The organism is Tritonibacter multivorans, from assembly GCF_001458415.1.
GTDB lineage: Bacteria > Pseudomonadota > Alphaproteobacteria > Rhodobacterales > Rhodobacteraceae > Epibacterium > Epibacterium multivorans.
The window spans coordinates 215,928-233,368 of the sequence record NZ_CYSD01000043.1 but is presented as its reverse complement, the minus strand read 5'-3'; the positions used below and the strand labels follow the sequence as shown (position 1 = coordinate 233,368).

Sequence of the window (17,441 nt, the reverse complement as noted above, 5' to 3'; positions counted from 1 at the left end):
GGGTAACAAAAATGAACGATATGACCGCAATGGATAAAACCATGGAACAGCAAAAGACCAAGATCGCAGCCAAAGGCGTAGACGTACATTATGGCGAAGCCCATGCGATCAAGGACGTCAACGTCGAGATCGAAGACAAGACCGTCACAGCCTTCATCGGCCCGTCGGGCTGTGGCAAATCCACTTTCCTGCGCTGCCTGAACCGGATGAATGACACCATCGACATCTGTAAGGTCACCGGTGACATTCTGCTTGATGGCGAAGACATCTATGACAAGCGCGTCGACCCGGTGCAGCTGCGCGCCAAAGTGGGCATGGTGTTCCAGAAACCGAACCCGTTCCCCAAATCGATCTATGACAATGTGGCCTACGGCCCACGCATCCACGGCCTGGCCAAGAACAAAGCCGAGCTGGACGAGATCGTCGAGAAATCCCTGCGCCGCGGCGCAATCTGGGACGAGGTCAAAGACCGTCTGGACAAGCCGGGCACCGGCCTGTCTGGCGGCCAGCAGCAGCGTCTGTGTATTGCGCGTGCCGTTGCCACCGAGCCCGAAGTTCTGCTGATGGACGAGCCGTGCTCGGCGCTAGACCCGATTGCAACCGCACAGGTCGAAGAGCTGATCGACGAGCTGCGCAGCCGCTATTCGGTTGTCATCGTCACGCACTCCATGCAGCAGGCCGCGCGCGTCAGCCAGAAAACCGCCTTCTTCCACCTGGGCAACCTCGTGGAATTTGGTCCCACCGGCCAAATCTTCACCAACCCCGAAGACCCGCGCACAGAGAGCTACATCACCGGCCGTATCGGTTAAGATCACCGGTTACTTACTGAAGGGGAGTTTTCCCATGGAAGAACAACACATTGCATCCGCATTTGACCGTGATCTGGAGGCCATGCAGGCCCAGATCATGAAAATGGGTGGCCTTGTCGAAGAGGCCATCCGCCTCGGTGCGAAAGCGCTGGAAACCCGCGACGAGGATCTCGCGCTCGAGGTCCGCGATGGCGACAAAGCCATCGATGGCCTGGAAGAGTTGATCGACGAGGAATCGGCCCGTCTGATCGCGCTGCGCGCGCCGACGGCAAGCGACCTGCGTCTGGTTCTGTCAGTGATGAAAATCGCGGGCAATCTGGAACGTATCGGTGACTATGCCAAGAACATGGCCAAGCGCACCTCGCTGCTGGCACAGGGGCCGAACATCTCGGATGGGACCGCTGCGCTGCGCCGCATGGCGCGCGAAGTGGAACTGATGCTGAAGGATGCGCTGGACAGCTACATCCAGCGGGACGCCGAACTGGCCCGTGATGTCATCGCCCGCGATGAAGAAGTCGACCAGATGTATAACGCGCTGTTCCGCGAATTCCTGACCCATATGATGGAAGATCCGCGCAATATCTCGGCCTGTATGCACCTGCATTTCATCGCCAAAAACACCGAACGCATGGGCGACCATGTGACTGCAATCGCAGAGCAGGTGGTCTATCTGGTCACCGGTGAAAAGCCGGAAGAAGACCGCGCCAAGGCTGACATCACCTCGACCACTGAGCAAAAGGTGTAAGTCATGAGTGCCGATCAGCCCGCAGTTCTGGTGGTCGAAGACGAATTGGCACAGCGCGAAGTGCTCGCATATAATCTGGAAGCCGACGGCTTCCGGGTTATCAAGGCCGAAAACGGCGAAGAAGCGCTGCTTCTGGTCGATGAGGACATGCCCGATATTATCGTTCTGGATTGGATGATGCCCAATCTGAGCGGGATCGAAGTGTGCCGCCGTTTGAAATCCCGCTCGGAAACCCGCAATATCCCGGTCATTATGTTGTCCGCGCGCTCGGAAGAGGTCGACAAAGTGCGCGGCCTGGAAACCGGGGCTGACGACTATGTGGTCAAACCCTATTCCGTGATCGAACTGATGGCCCGTGTCCGCGCACAGCTGCGCCGGGTGCGTCCTGCCACCGTCGGCATGCGACTGGAGTTTGAAGACATCGTTCTGGACGCAGAAACGCATAAGGTGTCGCGCAGTGAACAGCCGCTGAAGCTTGGCCCGACTGAGTTCCGGCTGCTGTCCACCTTTATGGAAAAGCCGGGCAGGGTGTGGAGCCGAGAGCAGCTTCTGGACCGTGTCTGGGGCCGCGACATTTACGTCGATACACGCACCGTGGACGTCCATATCGGCCGTCTTCGCAAGGCGTTGACGCAGCATGGCGGCGCCGATCCTGTGCGCACGGTGCGCGGCGCAGGCTACGCATTGGGTTGATTTCAGCTCCGTTTTAAGCGCCAAAAATCGTGCAAAAGGCAGCGTAAATTCGTCGCCATTGGTTACGCAGAACCTACCAAAATCCCGGGCTTGATCATGGCCCGGGATTTCGTTTTTCGGGATGCCGAAGCGGGGGTTTTTAACCAGTAGAACCAGCCGATCCGACTGGTAAAGCGCATGGGATTGCACATCAGCAAAGGGCAGCAAGCCTCTGTTAATACTTCAGAACTCTCCAAAAACACCCGCTCGTTAACTGACGCCTTAACAACTCTCATCTGGATCTCATGCTGCCAACGGATTGAAGTCGCAAGCGCGTTAACATTGGTTTTTGAGATTTTGCAAAACGGACCAATATGCAAGACAAAGACGTGTTTGATCCTGTCAAACCGATACCCGTGCAAACCCGATTTCGCTGAGTTTGAGCGGGCACAAATTGCAATATTGCAGGACGGATACGACTTTCATAATCAGTATTATGTAAAATTATAGCACTTATGTGGGGGCTTTTCCCTAAACTCCTACGCTTTTTGGTCAAAAACCCAGCCATCGGCGTTAGCGAATAAGCAACAAAATAAGGGTACTTATGTCCGGGACGGAACAATCAAACAGTGACAAGGCCCATGTTTTTTAGAAAAACCTCATCCCCCCCGGTTGCCGATACAAGCCTGAACAACGACGCGTTGCGAAAAATGATTGATCGCACGCAAGCGATGATCGAATTTGAACCCAATGGGATCATCAAGCACGCCAACCAGAACTTTCTTGATACGGTCGGCTACACTCTGGATGAGATCGTGGGCCAACATCACAAAATGTTTGTGTATCCGTCCTTCGTCAAGAATCCACTGTACCAACAGATGTGGGATGATCTGGCCGCTGGCAAACCAGTAGCGGACCAGTTTCCGCGCCTTCGCAAGGATGGTCAGGTTGTCTGGATCCAGGCCACTTATGCGCCTATTCTTGACGACGATGATAATGTTACAAGCATTGTCAAAATCGCGACCAACATCACCGCGCGCCGTGCCGAGATTGCGGAAATCGCCTCCGCGCTGGAAGAGCTGCGTGACGGGAATCTGACGCATCGCTGCAAACCGTCGTCCATCGAAGATATTGCGCGCCTCGCGAAGTCCTACAACGAAGCCGTTGTGTCGCTCGAAGGCGCTATCAGCACCGTCCGTACCGTGGCCGACGGTGTGGAGAAAACCTCGGACGAAATGAACACCTCGTCGAGCGAACTGTCCCAGCGCACGGAAAACCAAGCAGCGACGCTGGAAGAAACCGCAGCCGCGATCGAAGAGCTGACCTCCACTGTGCGCTCCTCGGCTGAAGGTGCCAAAGAAGTGGAACACGCCGTTCAGACCGCACGGACCACCGCGGAAGACAGCGGTCAGGTTGTGTCCGATGCGATCCAGGCCATGTCCCAGATCGAAAGTTCTTCGGAAGAGATTGCAAAGATCATCTCTGTGATTGACGACATTGCATTCCAGACCAATCTGCTCGCTCTGAACGCAGGCGTTGAGGCCGCGCGCGCTGGCGAAGCTGGTCGTGGGTTTGCGGTTGTTGCCTCCGAGGTGCGTGCGCTTGCCCAACGTTCCGCGGATGCGGCCGGCGAAATCAAAGGCCTGATTCTGGAAAGCTCCAAACATGTGTCCAACGGTGTGACCCTTGTGGGCCGTGCCGGCACCGAGCTGGAGAACATCATCAGCAGCGTCAACAGCATTTCCGAGAACGTGACCACCATCGCCCGTGGTGCCGAAGAACAAGCTGTCACCCTGGGGGAAATCAACACCGGCATCGGTCAGCTGGACGAAGTGACCCAGCACAACGCCGCGATGGTCGAAGAAGCGACCGCTGCCAGCCAGACACTGGCCAATGATTCCAAAGAGATGAGCCGCCAGATGGCGCGCTTCACCACCAGTGGCGGCGCCGGTGCGGCCAATGTCACGCCATTTGTTGAACCCAGCGCGCCACAGCCTGCGCCTGTGGAGCAAGTGGCTGTGAATGCACCGCCAAGTGCCCATGAAACCCCAGCGGGCTGGGAAGATTTCTAAACAAAAAACCGCCGCATCCTTCAAAGATGCGGCGGTCTTTCTTTTGTGGCTTAGCCGAACAACTCATGCGCCAGCTCAAGCGCATCGACCAACACATCAACTTCGGCCTTTGTGTTGTACATCCCAAAAGACGCGCGGCAGGTGGCGGAGACACCAAGGTGATCCATCAACGGACCCGCACAGTGATGCCCTGCCCGTACGGCAACGCCCTTTTTGTCAAGGATGGTCGAAATGTCATGAGCGTGCGCGGCACCTTCAAGGGTAAAGCTGAAAATCGCCGCCTTACCAGGGGCTTGACCCTGAACATTCATCCAGTTCAACGACTTGAACCGGCTTAGCGCATAGTCGCGAAGCTCCGCTTCATGCGCGGCGATTTCGGCCATTCCGACGGACATCATGTATTCGAGTGCCACACCAAAACCAATTGTTTGGACGATGCCCGGCGTGCCTGCTTCGAACTTCATCGGCGGGTCATTGTAGACCACATTGGTTTTGCTGACCTCTTTGATCATATCGCCGCCACCGATAAAGGGCTGCATTTCAGCCATCCGGTCGGGGTGAATATAGATCGCGCCAGACCCGGACGGGCCATAAAGTTTGTGACCGGTGACCGCATAGAAATCACAGCCGATATCCTGCACATCCACAGGCATATGGACCGAACCCTGCGAACCATCGACCAGCACAGGAACCTCCTGGGCCCGCGCGCCTGCACAGATGGATTTTACATCGACCACGGTGCCCAGAACATTTGAACATTGGGTGATCGCAATCAGCTTGGTCTTGGGCGTGATCGCATCCAGAACCTTCTGGGGATCAAGGCTGCCGTCAACCTCGGTATCGATCCATTTCAAAACCACACCCTGACGTTCGCGCAGGAAATGCCAGGGCACGATATTTGCATGGTGTTCCATCACCGACAGGATAATCTCATCGCCCGCTTCCATGCGCGGCATGGCCCAGCCATAGGCCACAAGGTTGATGCCTTCGGTGGTGCCAGAATTCAGGACAATGTGATTTTCATCCGCGGCGTTCAAGAAGCGGGCAATGATACCTCTCACGCCTTCGTATTTTTCCGTCGCGAGGTTAGACAGAAAGTGCAAGCCCCTGTGAACATTAGAATATTCCTCAGCATAGGCTTTGGTCACCGCATCGATCACGACCTGAGGCTTTTGCGCCGAGGCACCATTGTCCAAATAGGTCAAAGGCTTGCCGTTCACCTCTCGGGAGAGGATCGGAAAGTCCGCGCGGATTTTTTCGACATCATACATAAGACAGATCCAGTTCGACCTCGGGGTTTCAGATCCCGCTGAGAATAAGAAGCATCATGGCAACCGAACAGGCCGACATTGCCACCACGCCAAAGGATTTCATAAGGCTTTCAAAGCCATGCGCGACATTCACAAAGTGCAGCGCGACGTAAAAACCATAGATCACAACCGCCAGGTTCAAGAGGCCTGCCAGCAGCGGTGACACAATCAGCAAAAGCACAGCAACCGTCTGGAACATCAAGCTTACCAATGTCAGCCAGCTTTGCAGGCCCAGCAGATCCAACATCCCTGCCCGGCCGCCCAGCCAGCGACCAACTCCGGTCATGGCGGCGACAATTGCCAGCTGCATACCACCGACAATAAGGATGAAGGTGACCGGCGACACGCCAGCGGCCATGAACTCTTCTGGCAGCGGCACGATCAGGCGCTGGACGATCTCCAGAATGGCCGCCACAACCAAGGACAGCGCAAACATGGACACTATGGCCTGACGGCCAAGCTGCATGTCCAGCAGCCGTTTCCCCGCTGTCGCCGGAGAGAAAATCGTTTCGGCCACCAAGGCCTTAAGATCGGTCATTGTTTTGCCCAGTATGCTTCTGCCAGTCCTGCAATCCAAAACCACAGGAACACAACAAACCACAAGCCCCCAACGACATTCAACGCAGGTCCGGCGCCGATAAAACCGGCAACCAGCCCGTTGAGCAGGATCAAAGGCGACGATGCAAGCAAGGCCCAGAACAGGGTCAGACGCCCCCGGTAGGCTTCGCCCTGCCCGCCCACGGCCCGCACAGCCAGATGGACAACCCAGGCCAGCAGATACAAGATCAACGGCAGAATGAACACAAGCGCCAGCAGCGATCCGCCAAGCATCGGATTCAGTTCCTGACCCGACAGATGCGCCTCGCGGGCCAGACGCGGCATTTGTGCGACGAACAGCAAGGCACAAAACCCCATCAGGACCGCCAAAAGCCGATCTTCACGCGCGCCCATTTGAAGAAGCCGCGCAATCACCTTGCGCGGCCCCCGATAGGTTGCCGTGATATCCGTGGTCACGGCCATAGATCAGCGGCGGCGGGCCAGCCAGCCCGTCAGACGCTCGATCAGGGCGGTGCCCAGATCTGTATCTTCGATCTCTTCGATGGCTTCAGCCAGGAAGGCCAATGTCATCAGGTCGGTGGCTTCCGCCAGCGGAACCCCGCGCGACCGCAGGTAGAACAGGCCTTCCTCATCAATCGCACCCGAAGTGGAACCATGCGAACAGGCCACGTCGTCGGCATAGATCTCGAGCTCTGGCTTGGCGAGGAACTGGCTGTCATCATCCAGCAGCAAAGACTGAGAAATCTGATATCCGTCAGTCTTTTGCGCGCCTTCCTTCACCAGGATCTTGCCCTGAAACACGCCGGTTGCGCCATTGCGCAGAACCTTTTTGAACACCTGACGGCTTTCGCAGTTCACCGCGTCATGCGTGATGAAGACGGTGTCATCGTGATGGAAGTCGCCATCACCAACACAGGCACCGGCAATATGCGCGACGGCGTCGTCGCCAAGGAATTCAACAACGGCTTCGTTGCGAGTCAAGACACCATTCACAGTGAGCGTGAAGGCCTTGAAAACGCTTTCTTTTCCAAGGCGGGCAAACAGATGCGTTGCGGCGCGGCGTTCGTGGTCGCGCCCCTGTGCGCGGATCAGATGCAGGGAACCGCCGTCCGCAACATCGATCTCCATCGCCTTGTTAAAGCGCGACGCCGCGGGGCCGTTTTCCAGAATGGTCGCTTCCGCGCCGCTGTCGACCTTGATCACGTGATGCAGGATCGCATCCGACGCGGTTTCTGCGTGCTTATAGACCAGATTGATCGGCTTGGACGGTTTGCCAGTCACGTGAACAACCACGCCATCGGTGGCAAACGCGGTGTTCAGCGCCGCCAGCGGGCGTTCAACCGGGTTTTGACCACGCGCTTCAAGAACACCATAGAGGTCCTTGGCCCAGTGCAGATCTTTCGCACTCAGGTCAGACAGGCGTTCAATGGTCACGCCTTCCAGCGACAGATCATCAGAGGCTTCGGCGTCAAAAACACCATCCACAAAGACAACCTGCAGGCGGTCGAATTCGTTGAACATGGCCACTTCGCCGTCGTCAAAGACCGACGCTTCCGGAGCAGCAGCCTGAACAAGGGTCTCGGGACGGGTGTATTTCCAGTATTCGTCCCGTGCGCCCGGCAGGCCCATTTCCTGCACCCGCGCCAAAGCCGCGCGACGGCCTGCCTCGAGACAGCCACCGGTCGGCAGCGAAAGCGCGGCCAGACGCGCCTCCGTTGCGGTTTGTTTCACTTCGGGAAGCGCCATTATTCCACCTCTGCCAGAATGTCGGCGTAGCCGTTGTTTTCAACCTCAAGCGCCAGCTCGGGGCCGCCGGTTTTCACAATGCGGCCATTGGCCAGAATGTGCACGACATCCGGTTTGATGTGGTCCAGCAGGCGCTGGTAGTGGGTGATCACCAGGAAACCGCGACCTTCGTCACGCAGCGCGTTCACGCCCTCGGAAACCAGCTTCATCGCGTCCACGTCGAGGCCAGAGTCGGTCTCGTCAAGGATACACATCTTCGGTTCCAGCATCGCCATCTGCAGGATCTCGTTGCGCTTCTTCTCACCACCGGAGAAGCCGACGTTTACCGGACGCTTCAGCATGTCGGCGTCGATCTTCAGCGATTTCGCTTTGGCGCGGACTTCTTTCAGGAAGTCTGTCGCGGACAGCTCTTCTTCGCCACGCGCTTTGCGCTGTGCGTTCACGGCAGTGCGCAGGAAGGTCATGTTGCCCACACCAGGGATTTCAACCGGGTATTGGAACGCCAAGAAGATGCCCAGTGCCGCGCGTTCTTCTGCTTCCAGTTCCAGCAGGTCTTCGCCATCAAGCGTCGCGGAGCCATCGGTGACCTCGTAGCCGTCACGACCGGACAGAACATAAGACAGCGTGGATTTACCAGAGCCGTTCGGGCCCATGATCGCGTGCACTTTGCCAGCCTCAACCTTCAGGTCCAGACCTTTGAGGATGGCCTTGTCTTCGTCCTCAAGTTTAACGTGCAGGTTTTTGATTTCGAGCATTTTTACCTCGTATTCCTAAGAAAGGTGTCGCAGTCAATGTGACCGCGACAGCAAGAAAGGGCGCGCAACGCTGCGCGCGAATTTCAGTGATTGAGATGTTCCGGTGTTCCGCAGTGTCAGTCGCGGTAAATCACCTTGGGCGTGACATTTAGAGGGGCGCCATATTCCATGTCGCGCTTGCTGAGACGTATGTATTTCGGCCCGATAAGGACAGAATTCGGCGCGGCTTCGACCTGCTGCTGCCGGACCCAGTCGCCGGATATGGCCAGAGACATGGTTTCGGGAAACCAGAAAGCAAGATTGTGGATGCCGACGGCCATGAGGAGTATACCGACCGCCTGCGCCAATTTGTTCTTCAGGTTGTAGTTGTTTTGAAACTGCCCGAACCCCCAGGTCAAAGCCAATGCGCCTGACACATCGGCGAGCGTGAGAACCATCGCGCTCTCGTCGCTGTATCCATACAGCCTCATTCGCGCGGATGTCGCGACGAATAGCAGCACCATGCCAAAAGCGATCGCCACGGCAATTGTGAAGGCCTGCCACCACTTGTTTACTTTGACTTTTTCTTCCTTGGGAAGATTTGCAAGCATTAAGCGGCGTTGCTCGGCTGCTTCTTTGTGTGATGCAGAAATGCGATCGACGCGGTCCTGAAAGGACGGCTGTGGCGTGGTTTCCATAAAAATTGTCCGTATTCAAATCGAAGAAAAAAATATCTCCGGACAATTTTACCGAGTATTGAACACGAGATGCAATCAGGAAGTGTCCGCGCGGCGGGCACGACACAGTCTTTGCCAATGTCCTAATTTGCATCTGCATCTCGGTTTACCCCAAAACCACAGCGGTGCCGCTGACGGAGACCATCAGCATGCTGTCCGCGACGACCTCGTAATCGATGTCGACGCCAACCACGGCGTTTGCGCCGCGGGCGCGCGCATGATCTTCGAGCTCTGCCATGGCAGTCTCGCGCGCGTCCCGCAGCTTGCTTTCATATGCGCCCGAACGGCCGCCGACGATGTCAGTGACCGAGGCAAAGAAATCCCGGACCACATTGGCCCCCATGATCGCTTCGCCCACAACGATGCCTTTGTATTCAGCGATCTGATAGCCTTCGACATTAGGAGTGGTGGTTACGATCATGGAAACAGGTCCTTTTTTTCTTTACCTTTGGAAGCGACATTAACCGACGGAACCTTCCAGAGAGATCGCCACCAACTGCTGGGCTTCCATGGCGAACTCCATCGGCAGCGCCTGCAGGACGTCCTTACAGAAGCCGTTCACAACCAGGGCGACCGCTTCTTCTTCGTCCATGCCGCGCTGGCGGCAGTAGAACAGCTGGTCGTCATCCACCTTGGATGTGGTTGCTTCGTGCTCCACGCGGGAAGAGTTGTTCTTCACCTCGATATAGGGAACCGTATGCGCGCCACATTTGTCGCCGATCAGCAGGCTGTCACACTGGGTGTAGTTCCGGCTGTCCTTGGCCTTGGGGTGCATCGACACGAGGCCACGGTAAGTGTTCTGCGCCTTGCCCGCCGAGATGCCTTTGGAGACGATCCGCGACTTGGTGTTTTTGCCCAGGTGCACCATTTTGGTGCCGGTGTCGGCCTGCTGCATATTGTTGGCGATGGCGATGGAGTAGAATTCTCCCTGGCTTTCTTCGCCGCGCAGGATGCAGGACGGGTATTTCCAAGTTACGGCAGAGCCGGTCTCGACCTGCGTCCACATCACCTTGGAGCGAGCGCCACGGCAATCTGCGCGTTTGGTCACAAAGTTGTAGATGCCGCCCTTGCCGTTCTCGTCCCCGGGGAACCAGTTCTGAACGGTGGAGTATTTTACTTCGGCATCTTCTTCGATGATGATCTCAACCACCGCTGCGTGCAGCTGGGCGGTGTCGCGTTGCGGTGCAGTACAGCCCTCCAAGTAGCTGACATAGCTACCTTTATCCGCGATGATCAGGGTGCGTTCGAACTGGCCGGTGTTTTCCGCGTTGATGCGGAAATAGGTGGACAGCTCCATCGGGCAGCGCACGCCCGGCGGGATGTACACAAAGGAGCCATCCGAGAACACGGCAGAGTTCAGGGTCGCATAGAAGTTGTCGGTGACCGGCACAACAGAGCCGAGGTATTTCTTGACCAGCTCCGGGTGTTCTTTGATCGCTTCGGAGATCGAACAGAAGATGACACCTGCCTTTTTCAGTTCGGCCTGGAAGGTCGTGCCCACGGAAACGGAGTCAAACACCGCATCCACCGCGACCTTGCGGCCTTCGGTTGGCATGTCCTCGGCGCCTTCGACGCCTGCCAAAATCATCTGTTCTTTCAACGGGATACCAAGCTTTTCGTAAGTGGCCAGAAGCTTGGGATCGACCTCATCCAGAGACTTCGGCTTGGTCTCCATGGATTTGGGACGCGCATAGTAGTACTGGTCCTGGAAATCGATTTCCGGGTAGTTCACCATCGCCCACTTGGGCTCTTCTTTCTGGGTCCAGCGCTCGAACGCCGCCAGACGCCATTCCAGCATCCATTCGGGCTCTTCGTTCTTTTCCGAGATCAGACGCACGATATCGGGGTTCACGCCTTTGGGGGCGTATTCCATCTCGATGTCGGTGTCCCAACCGTATTTATAGGTGCTGACCTCGCGGACCGCATCCACGGTCTCCTGGTCGACACCTTCCTTGGCTTCAAACTGGTCCAATGCGGCCATGTCGTCTTCTCCTTGGAAAATCACGCCCGGCGGGCACGATGTTTCTTTTCCTTTGCGCACCACGCCTCGGCAAAGCGCAGCACATCGGTTTCTGTTGTTTCGGGCCCCAGCGAGACGCGCACCGCGCCTTGTGCTGTTTCCTCGTCGTATCCCATGGCCGTCAGAACGGCGCTGGCGCGGACTTTGCCGCTCGAGCAGGCGCTGCCTGCACTGATCGCAAAACCCGCCAAATCCATCTGCATCACCTGTGTCTCGCCCTTCCAGCCGGGGGTAGCGAAACATAAGGTATTTGGAAGGCGTGCGGCCTCATTTCCGACTAAAATAGTCTGTGGTGCCTCAGCTGCAAGAGCTTTTTCTAGAATTATTCTAATTTCAGAAACCCGCTCCCAGACACCCTCTGCAAGATCCTTGGCTGCCGCTTCAGCTGCGGCACCGAAGCCCGCGATTCCAATGATGTTTTCGGTGCCAGAGCGACGCCCCATCTCTTGACCGCCACCGCGAATTTGCGCAGGCAAATCCGTGCCACGCTTCAAAAGAACCGCGCCAATTCCCTTGGGGCCACCAAATTTATGAGCCGAGGCAAGGGCCATGGTCGCCCCCATCCAGTTAAAGGAGATTGGCAGCTTGCCAAAAGCCTGCGTCGCATCTGTCACGGCCAGGCCATCAGGAAGCTTTTGCAGGACACCGGTTTCGGAATTGGCCAACTGAAGGGTGCTGTTTGCGGGATCCGTCACGGTGACTTCCCCCGTCGGGGACACCGAAAGATCCTCGTGTGTCCAAGCCCTTACAGCGTCATGCTCAACAGGTGCACCATGCAGTTTGCGCCCGCCAATCGCAAGCGACGCCCCTTCGGTGGACCCGGAGGTAAAAACAATATCCGCCCCATCTGCCCCAAAGGCCGCAGCAATCTGGCCTCGCGCTTTTTCGACCAGCGCCTTTGCCGCACGGCCTTCGGCATGGACCGACGACGGGTTTCCACACAGATCCATTGCGGCGATCATGGCATCGCGCGCTTCGGGCCGCAGCGGCGCGGTCGCATTGTGGTCCAGGTAAACACGTGTCATGGAGTCATCTTTTTCAGCAGATTTCAGGTCCGAGCCATCCGCCCGCGTCAGTCGTCAACAACGGCAAACAGGTTTGGAACCGCCGGACAGGGGGCGAGGTCGTTCTTGATAATGTCGCTGAGCCGGGTCTGGTGCAGAAACACGTAGACATGGGCGCTCAGACCTTCCCACAGGCGGTTGGTCAGGGACTGCGCGCGGCTGCCACTGGAGCCACCGGACGCCCCTGCCCCTTTGTGCATGGCATCGACAGTTTCATCCACCGCGGCCAGCACATCGACAATCCGAATGTCCGACGGCGCCATGGCAAGACGATACCCGCCTCCCGGACCCCGCACAGACTCCACAAGTCCCGCGCGGCGCAGCTTCACAAAGAGCTGTTCGAGATACGGCAAAGAGATATCCTGACGTTTGGAGATTTCGGACAAAACCACCAGCCCGCCGGCAGGTTGCAGCGCAATATCTGTCAGCGCCACCATGGCATAACGCCCCTTGGTCGAGAGTTTCATCGCCCTAGTTCCCTTCGTCCGATCATCCAAACGCAGCAATTGATTGACGATTGTCCCGTCAACCCTTATTTCAGCGGGACGGGGCCGAACTTTTGCGCGCTCTGTTTAGAACCGTTCTAAGGTGCCCGAGGGAATGCGTCAAGTATATCCACCGTGCATTCCCGCAAAATGAGAGTAGGATTAACCCACCCATGCCCGAGGTCATTTTCCCTGGACCCGAAGGCCGCCTTGAAGGCCGTTACCATCCGCAGAAAGAACGCGACGCGCCGATTGCCATCGTCCTGCATCCGCACCCGCAGTTCGGCGGCACCATGAACAACAAAGTGGTCTATAACCTCCACTATGCGTTCTACAATATGGGGTTCACGGTCCTGCGGTTTAATTTCCGTGGCGTGGGCCGCAGCCAGGGTGAATACGACCAGGGCGTAGGTGAGCTGTCCGATGCGGCATCCGCTCTGGATTATTTGCAGTCGATGAACTCCAACTCCAAGCACTGCTGGGTGGCTGGGTTCTCGTTCGGCGCCTGGATTGGCATGCAGCTTCTGATGCGCCGTCCCGAAATCACCGGATTTATCTCCGTCGCGCCGCCTGCAAACATGTATGACTTCTCGTTCCTGGCGCCCTGCCCGTCTTCGGGCCTGATCATCAACGGCACAGCCGACCGCGTGGCCCCGCCCGCAGATACGCTGAACCTGGTGAACAAGCTGCATGAGCAGAAAGGCATCACCATCACCCACAACGAGGTGGAAGGTGCGGACCATTTCTTCCAAGAGCAGCACATGGACACCATGATCGGCGATGTTTCCGACTACGTGAAGCGCCGCCTGACGGAGAACACCCGCTAATGTCAACGATCGATCGGCTGGCTGAAAAGCTGGCCGAGGACACGCTCAAGGTCCAAGACGCCTTGCAAGAAGACAGGCTCTATACAGAGGTCGCCCAGGTTCTGGCAGCGGCCTCTCAATCCTTGGAAGAAGCCTTTCTGACCGAAATGCGTGTCCGCCTTGCTGAACGCAAGGCCCGAGAGTTCCTGAACACAAAAGTTGCGGCCGCCAAGGCCGCGCTTGAATCTCAAGCTCCCAAACCGGAACAGTAAAATGCCCCAATCCCTTGCGCCGCACTTCGAGTTTCTCAAAGAAATCGAGGGGTTGCGCGGGATAACGCGGCACAATCTGCTGCTCGATGGCGCGCGGCGGGAAAATTCTGCCGAACACAGCTGGCATCTGGCGCTCTATGCGCTGGCTTTTGCACCACATGCCGCCGATGACGTGAACATCACCCGCGTCATTACCATGCTGCTGATCCATGACATTGTGGAAATCGAAGTCGGCGATCACCCGATCCACGAGGCCGTGGACTGGCAAGAGGTCGAGGTGCGTGAACAGGCGGCGGCTGCGCGGATCTTTGGCCTGCTGCCGGATGGCGCGCAATACCTGGATCTATGGCAAGAGTTTGAATCCGACCAAAGCGCGGATGCGCGGTTTGCCAAGGCGCTTGATCGGTTGCAGCCGCTGGTGCAGACCCTGTGCGGCGCACCCCGCCTGCCCGATCATCTGGCGATCTGCCGGGAAAACCTTGAAACCGGCCGCGCCCGCAGTGTCCAAGACCGCCTGCCAGAGGCGTTTAACGCAATGCAGCGCCTGCTCGAAGACGCCAACGCGCCGCTTGAGGGCGACCTTGCACGTCAGATTGCCTTTGTGAACGAGGCCGATAAGCTCAAACACATCCACCGCGCAACCCGCATTGGGTCGGGCAGCCGTCAAGAAAACTCGGGCGAGCACAGCTGGCATATTATGATGTTTGCGCTGATCCTTGCAGATTTTGCCGAAGACGACATTCAGATCGATCGCGTACTGCAGATGCTGCTGCTGCATGATCTGGTGGAAATCGACGCAGGCGATGTGCCGATCCACGCGGCACCCAGCGCAGAACAGCTGGCCGCGATCGAGGCCGAGGAACAAGCCGCTGCCAAGCGCATCTTTGGCCTGCTGCCCGACGCACAAGGGGATGCGATGCTGTCGATCTGGCAGGAGTTCGAGGCCGCAGACAGCAAAGATGCGCGCTTTGCCAAGGCAATGGACCGGGTTCAGCCCGTCTTGCTGAACCTGCTGACCAATGGCGGCAGCTGGGTCGAATATGACGTCCGCCTGCCGCAGCTGGAAGCGCGTGTGGGCGACAAGGTGCGCCGGGGCTCTCTGCGGGTCTGGCAGCATCTTTTGGATGAAATCACCCCGTGGTTCGCAGAACACGGCCGCCTCTGACGCTCAGACAGCAAAAAGCCCCGCATAAGGCGGGGCTTCTTTCATCTTGAACCGAAGACCGGCGCTTAGGCGACGGAGGCAAGCGGCGGCTTCTGCGTGCTGCTGCTCCCGCTCTCAAAATGAGCCAGCACTTCGGTCAGGTCGCGGGACTGATTGTCCATCCGCGCACTCATGGCCGTCATCTCTTCGACCATCGCCGCATTGGTCTGGGTTGCGTTGTCCAACAGACCCAGCGCTTCTGCCATTTCCTTCAGGGCAGAGGCCTGCTCGCGCGAGGTGCCGGAAATCCCGTCAATCAGCTCGGAAGTTTCGGTCACGCGCTGTACAATCGACTGCAGCGCCTGACCGGCCTCATTCACCAGATCAGAGCCTTCCTGAACCTGCCCCGCACTGGTTCCGATCAGGCCTTTGACCTGATTGGCCGCATCTGCGGTGCGTTGCGCCAGCGCCCGGACCTCGGCCGCGACCACCGCAAAGCCACGCCCACTTTCGCCGGCACGTGCGGCCTCAACACCGGCGTTCAGCGCCAGCAGATTGGTCTGGAAAGAGATATCCTCGATCACATCAATAATGGTCGAAATCTCTTGCGACGACGCCTGAATGCCGGCCATTGCTTCAACTGCCGCCTTCATGACATCACCGCTGTTTTCCGCATCAGTCTGCGCCCCACGGGCCCGGTCACTTGCTGCGCCGGAATCTTCCGCGCTCTTCTGCACAGAGCTGGACAGCTCCTGAAGCGCGGCCGTGGTTTCGGTCAGCGTTGCGGCCTGCGACTCTGTGCGGCCAGACAGACTGTCCACCGCGCCAGCGACTTCGCCTGCCTGACTGCGGAAGTCGAGCGCCGTTTCCTGCGCGGCCCCAATGCGGTTGCCCAGCGTGTCGGCCAGACTGTTGAAGTCCTCTTTGACGCGGACATAAGCCTCGGGGAAGGTTGCATGAATTTTGCAGGACAGATCCCCACGCGCCATGCGGCCCAGATGATCGCCAAAGACCTGCACCACCTCAAAGGCATCGCGTTCCGCCTCTTGCGATCGCGCCTGCGCTTCTTCTGCGGCCATGGCCTGATCTTTGGCGGCCTTGCCCTGCGCCACCACTTCGCGGTCCGCCTGAATGCGCTTCAGCTGCCCCACCAGCAGAACGCCGGTTTCGACCACAACAATCACCGCATGCATCAGCGTGCGCGACAGGTTTTCTGCCGAGCTGCCGGCGGGATAGACCATTTGCGGCAAAAGGAAACTGAACGACAGGTGATGCACCGCCACCAGAACGGTCGCAAACAGCAGAGCCTGCGGATTATAAAGCGTGGAGACAATCGCCAACGAGGCAAAGAACAGCATATGGCTGTCGATCTGCCACGGGTGACCCACAAAAGACATTGTGAACAGCACGCAATGCGCCACAAAGCTGAAGCTGATCATGAAATCACGGGTGTCTGATTTCAGAAATTTCGCAAAATAGGCCAGCGCACCAAAAGCCGCGCCCAAGCCCCCCATCAGCCACCACGGCATTGCATCATTCAAAAACAGGCTGACCAACATCGGCGTTGGCACAAAGAGCCAGTTTGCGATCTGCAAAACGCGCCACTCATCGCCCTGTCCCGCCTCTGACCGCTCCGGGCGGGTCAGAATATCCTTCAAGAACATAGTTCCAAGACCTTTCTGCCATCCAGCACAAAGACGGCACCCGCCTGCTGGAGTTTTTTCACGTCATCAAGTGTGTCGATCTGGGCAAAAGCACCAAAGGGTGCTCGTTCCGGGCCGATCTCGGCCAAACCTGCGGCGGCAATGATCGTCTCTGGCGACAAGCCAGGACGCGCTACAATCAGGGCAACCCCCGGCTCTGAAACGCCACCGGCCACAGCCAGAAACATTAAGGGCGCTGCCGCAACGGCCAAGATGGCCGCACATACCACTGTGAATTTCCCCATACGATCACCTCTGCTACCGTGAGTAGCCCATTAAGCACTCACAAAAAGTTACCAGAGCCACGCAGTGACGCCGGGTGATCAGGGTTTTCATTTGGAAAAAGCAAATTTGGGCGCAGAAAAGCTTCAAACTTTAGCGAAGGGCTCCGACGGCATGAGGGCATCAAAATTGGATCAAAGCGACATATGAAGTGCACATATTGATTTTCTGTTGCCACCGGGCGGCGCTTCAAGAATTTTCGCTTTCAAAGGCGCGACCACAGCAGCCCGCGCCGAAATCTGCCGCTGCAGGGCCGTGTCGCTGCGGCCTTCCTGGCGAAAG

Annotated in this window: 19 protein-coding genes; 7 read left to right on the top strand and 12 right to left on the bottom strand. The window is 57.5% G+C overall.

What is annotated here, in order from left to right; all coding sequences use genetic code 11:
• Positions 1-11 precede the first annotated feature (11 nt).
• From pstB to TRM7557_RS19185, 4 genes are all read left to right on the top strand, one after another.
• Positions 12-809: a phosphate ABC transporter ATP-binding protein PstB gene (gene pstB, locus TRM7557_RS19200; RefSeq protein ID WP_058291842.1), complete on the top strand. Its 798-nt coding sequence runs from the start codon at positions 12-14 to the stop codon at positions 807-809.
• 34 nt (positions 810-843) lie between these two features.
• On the top strand, positions 844-1,554 hold the full coding sequence (gene phoU, locus TRM7557_RS19195) for a phosphate signaling complex protein PhoU (RefSeq protein WP_058291841.1): 711 nt from the start codon (positions 844-846) through the stop codon (positions 1,552-1,554).
• 3 nt (positions 1,555-1,557) lie between these two features.
• Complete coding sequence (gene phoB, locus TRM7557_RS19190) at positions 1,558-2,247, top strand: phosphate regulon transcriptional regulator PhoB (protein WP_058291840.1); 690 nt, start codon at positions 1,558-1,560, stop codon at positions 2,245-2,247.
• Between the two features lie 620 nt (positions 2,248-2,867).
• Positions 2,868-4,298: a methyl-accepting chemotaxis protein gene (locus TRM7557_RS19185; protein ID WP_058291839.1), complete on the top strand. Its 1,431-nt coding sequence runs from the start codon at positions 2,868-2,870 to the stop codon at positions 4,296-4,298.
• Between the two features lie 50 nt (positions 4,299-4,348).
• On the opposite strand, the gene TRM7557_RS19180 is transcribed toward TRM7557_RS19185, so the two are convergent.
• The 10 genes from TRM7557_RS19180 to iscR form a co-directional block, all read right to left on the bottom strand.
• On the bottom strand, positions 4,349-5,569 hold the full coding sequence (locus TRM7557_RS19180) for a cysteine desulfurase (protein WP_058291838.1): 1,221 nt from the start codon (positions 5,567-5,569) through the stop codon (positions 4,349-4,351).
• Between the two features lie 28 nt (positions 5,570-5,597).
• Positions 5,598-6,146 (bottom strand): YIP1 family protein, encoded by a 549-nt coding sequence (locus tag TRM7557_RS19175; RefSeq protein ID WP_058291837.1) that lies wholly within the window; start codon positions 6,144-6,146, stop codon positions 5,598-5,600.
• Positions 6,143-6,628: a hypothetical protein gene (locus TRM7557_RS19170; protein ID WP_058291836.1), complete on the bottom strand. Its 486-nt coding sequence runs from the start codon at positions 6,626-6,628 to the stop codon at positions 6,143-6,145. The genes TRM7557_RS19175 and TRM7557_RS19170 overlap by 4 nt, the downstream gene beginning before the upstream one ends.
• A 3-nt stretch (positions 6,629-6,631) precedes the next feature.
• Entirely contained in the window at positions 6,632-7,912 is a 1,281-nt protein-coding gene (locus TRM7557_RS19165; RefSeq protein WP_058291835.1) for a SufB/SufD family protein, read from the bottom strand.
• Complete coding sequence (gene sufC, locus TRM7557_RS19160; RefSeq protein ID WP_058291834.1) at positions 7,912-8,667, bottom strand: Fe-S cluster assembly ATPase SufC; 756 nt, start codon at positions 8,665-8,667, stop codon at positions 7,912-7,914. Before sufC ends, TRM7557_RS19165 begins: the two co-directional genes overlap by 1 nt.
• Positions 8,668-8,783: 116 nt before the next feature.
• Entirely contained in the window at positions 8,784-9,344 is a 561-nt protein-coding gene (locus TRM7557_RS19155; protein ID WP_058291833.1) for a hypothetical protein, read from the bottom strand.
• 145 nt (positions 9,345-9,489) lie between these two features.
• Positions 9,490-9,804, bottom strand: a complete 315-nt coding sequence (locus TRM7557_RS19150) for a heavy metal-binding domain-containing protein (protein WP_058291832.1) — start codon at positions 9,802-9,804, stop codon at positions 9,490-9,492.
• 39 nt (positions 9,805-9,843) lie between these two features.
• A complete protein-coding gene (gene sufB, locus TRM7557_RS19145; protein ID WP_058291903.1) occupies positions 9,844-11,364 on the bottom strand; it encodes a Fe-S cluster assembly protein SufB in 1,521 nt (506 codons plus the stop codon).
• Positions 11,365-11,384: 20 nt separating this feature from the next.
• Positions 11,385-12,428: a cysteine desulfurase family protein gene (locus tag TRM7557_RS19140; RefSeq protein ID WP_058291831.1), complete on the bottom strand. Its 1,044-nt coding sequence runs from the start codon at positions 12,426-12,428 to the stop codon at positions 11,385-11,387.
• Between the two features lie 47 nt (positions 12,429-12,475).
• Positions 12,476-12,934 (bottom strand): Fe-S cluster assembly transcriptional regulator IscR, encoded by a 459-nt coding sequence (iscR, locus tag TRM7557_RS19135; protein WP_058291830.1) that lies wholly within the window; start codon positions 12,932-12,934, stop codon positions 12,476-12,478.
• 191 nt (positions 12,935-13,125) lie between these two features.
• On the opposite strand from iscR, the gene TRM7557_RS19130 reads away from it, so the two are divergent.
• From TRM7557_RS19130 to TRM7557_RS19120, 3 genes are read left to right on the top strand one after another with little or no spacing between them, the layout of a single operon-like run.
• Entirely contained in the window at positions 13,126-13,779 is a 654-nt protein-coding gene (locus TRM7557_RS19130) for an alpha/beta hydrolase (RefSeq protein ID WP_058291829.1), read from the top strand.
• A complete protein-coding gene (locus tag TRM7557_RS19125; protein WP_058291828.1) occupies positions 13,779-14,030 on the top strand; it encodes a hypothetical protein in 252 nt (83 codons plus the stop codon). The genes TRM7557_RS19130 and TRM7557_RS19125 overlap by 1 nt, the downstream gene beginning before the upstream one ends.
• Position 14,031: 1 nt before the next feature.
• Positions 14,032-15,195, top strand: a complete 1,164-nt coding sequence (locus TRM7557_RS19120; RefSeq protein WP_058291827.1) for an HD domain-containing protein — start codon at positions 14,032-14,034, stop codon at positions 15,193-15,195.
• Between the two features lie 65 nt (positions 15,196-15,260).
• On the opposite strand, the gene TRM7557_RS19115 is transcribed toward TRM7557_RS19120, so the two are convergent.
• Together TRM7557_RS19115 and TRM7557_RS19110 are read right to left on the bottom strand one after the other, a co-directional pair.
• Positions 15,261-16,838, bottom strand: coding sequence for a methyl-accepting chemotaxis protein (locus tag TRM7557_RS19115; RefSeq protein ID WP_058291826.1), 1,578 nt, complete (start codon positions 16,836-16,838; stop codon positions 15,261-15,263).
• Positions 16,829-17,122, bottom strand: a complete 294-nt coding sequence (locus tag TRM7557_RS19110) for a hypothetical protein (protein ID WP_058291825.1) — start codon at positions 17,120-17,122, stop codon at positions 16,829-16,831. The genes TRM7557_RS19115 and TRM7557_RS19110 overlap by 10 nt, the downstream gene beginning before the upstream one ends.
• Positions 17,123-17,441: the final 319 nt, after the last annotated feature.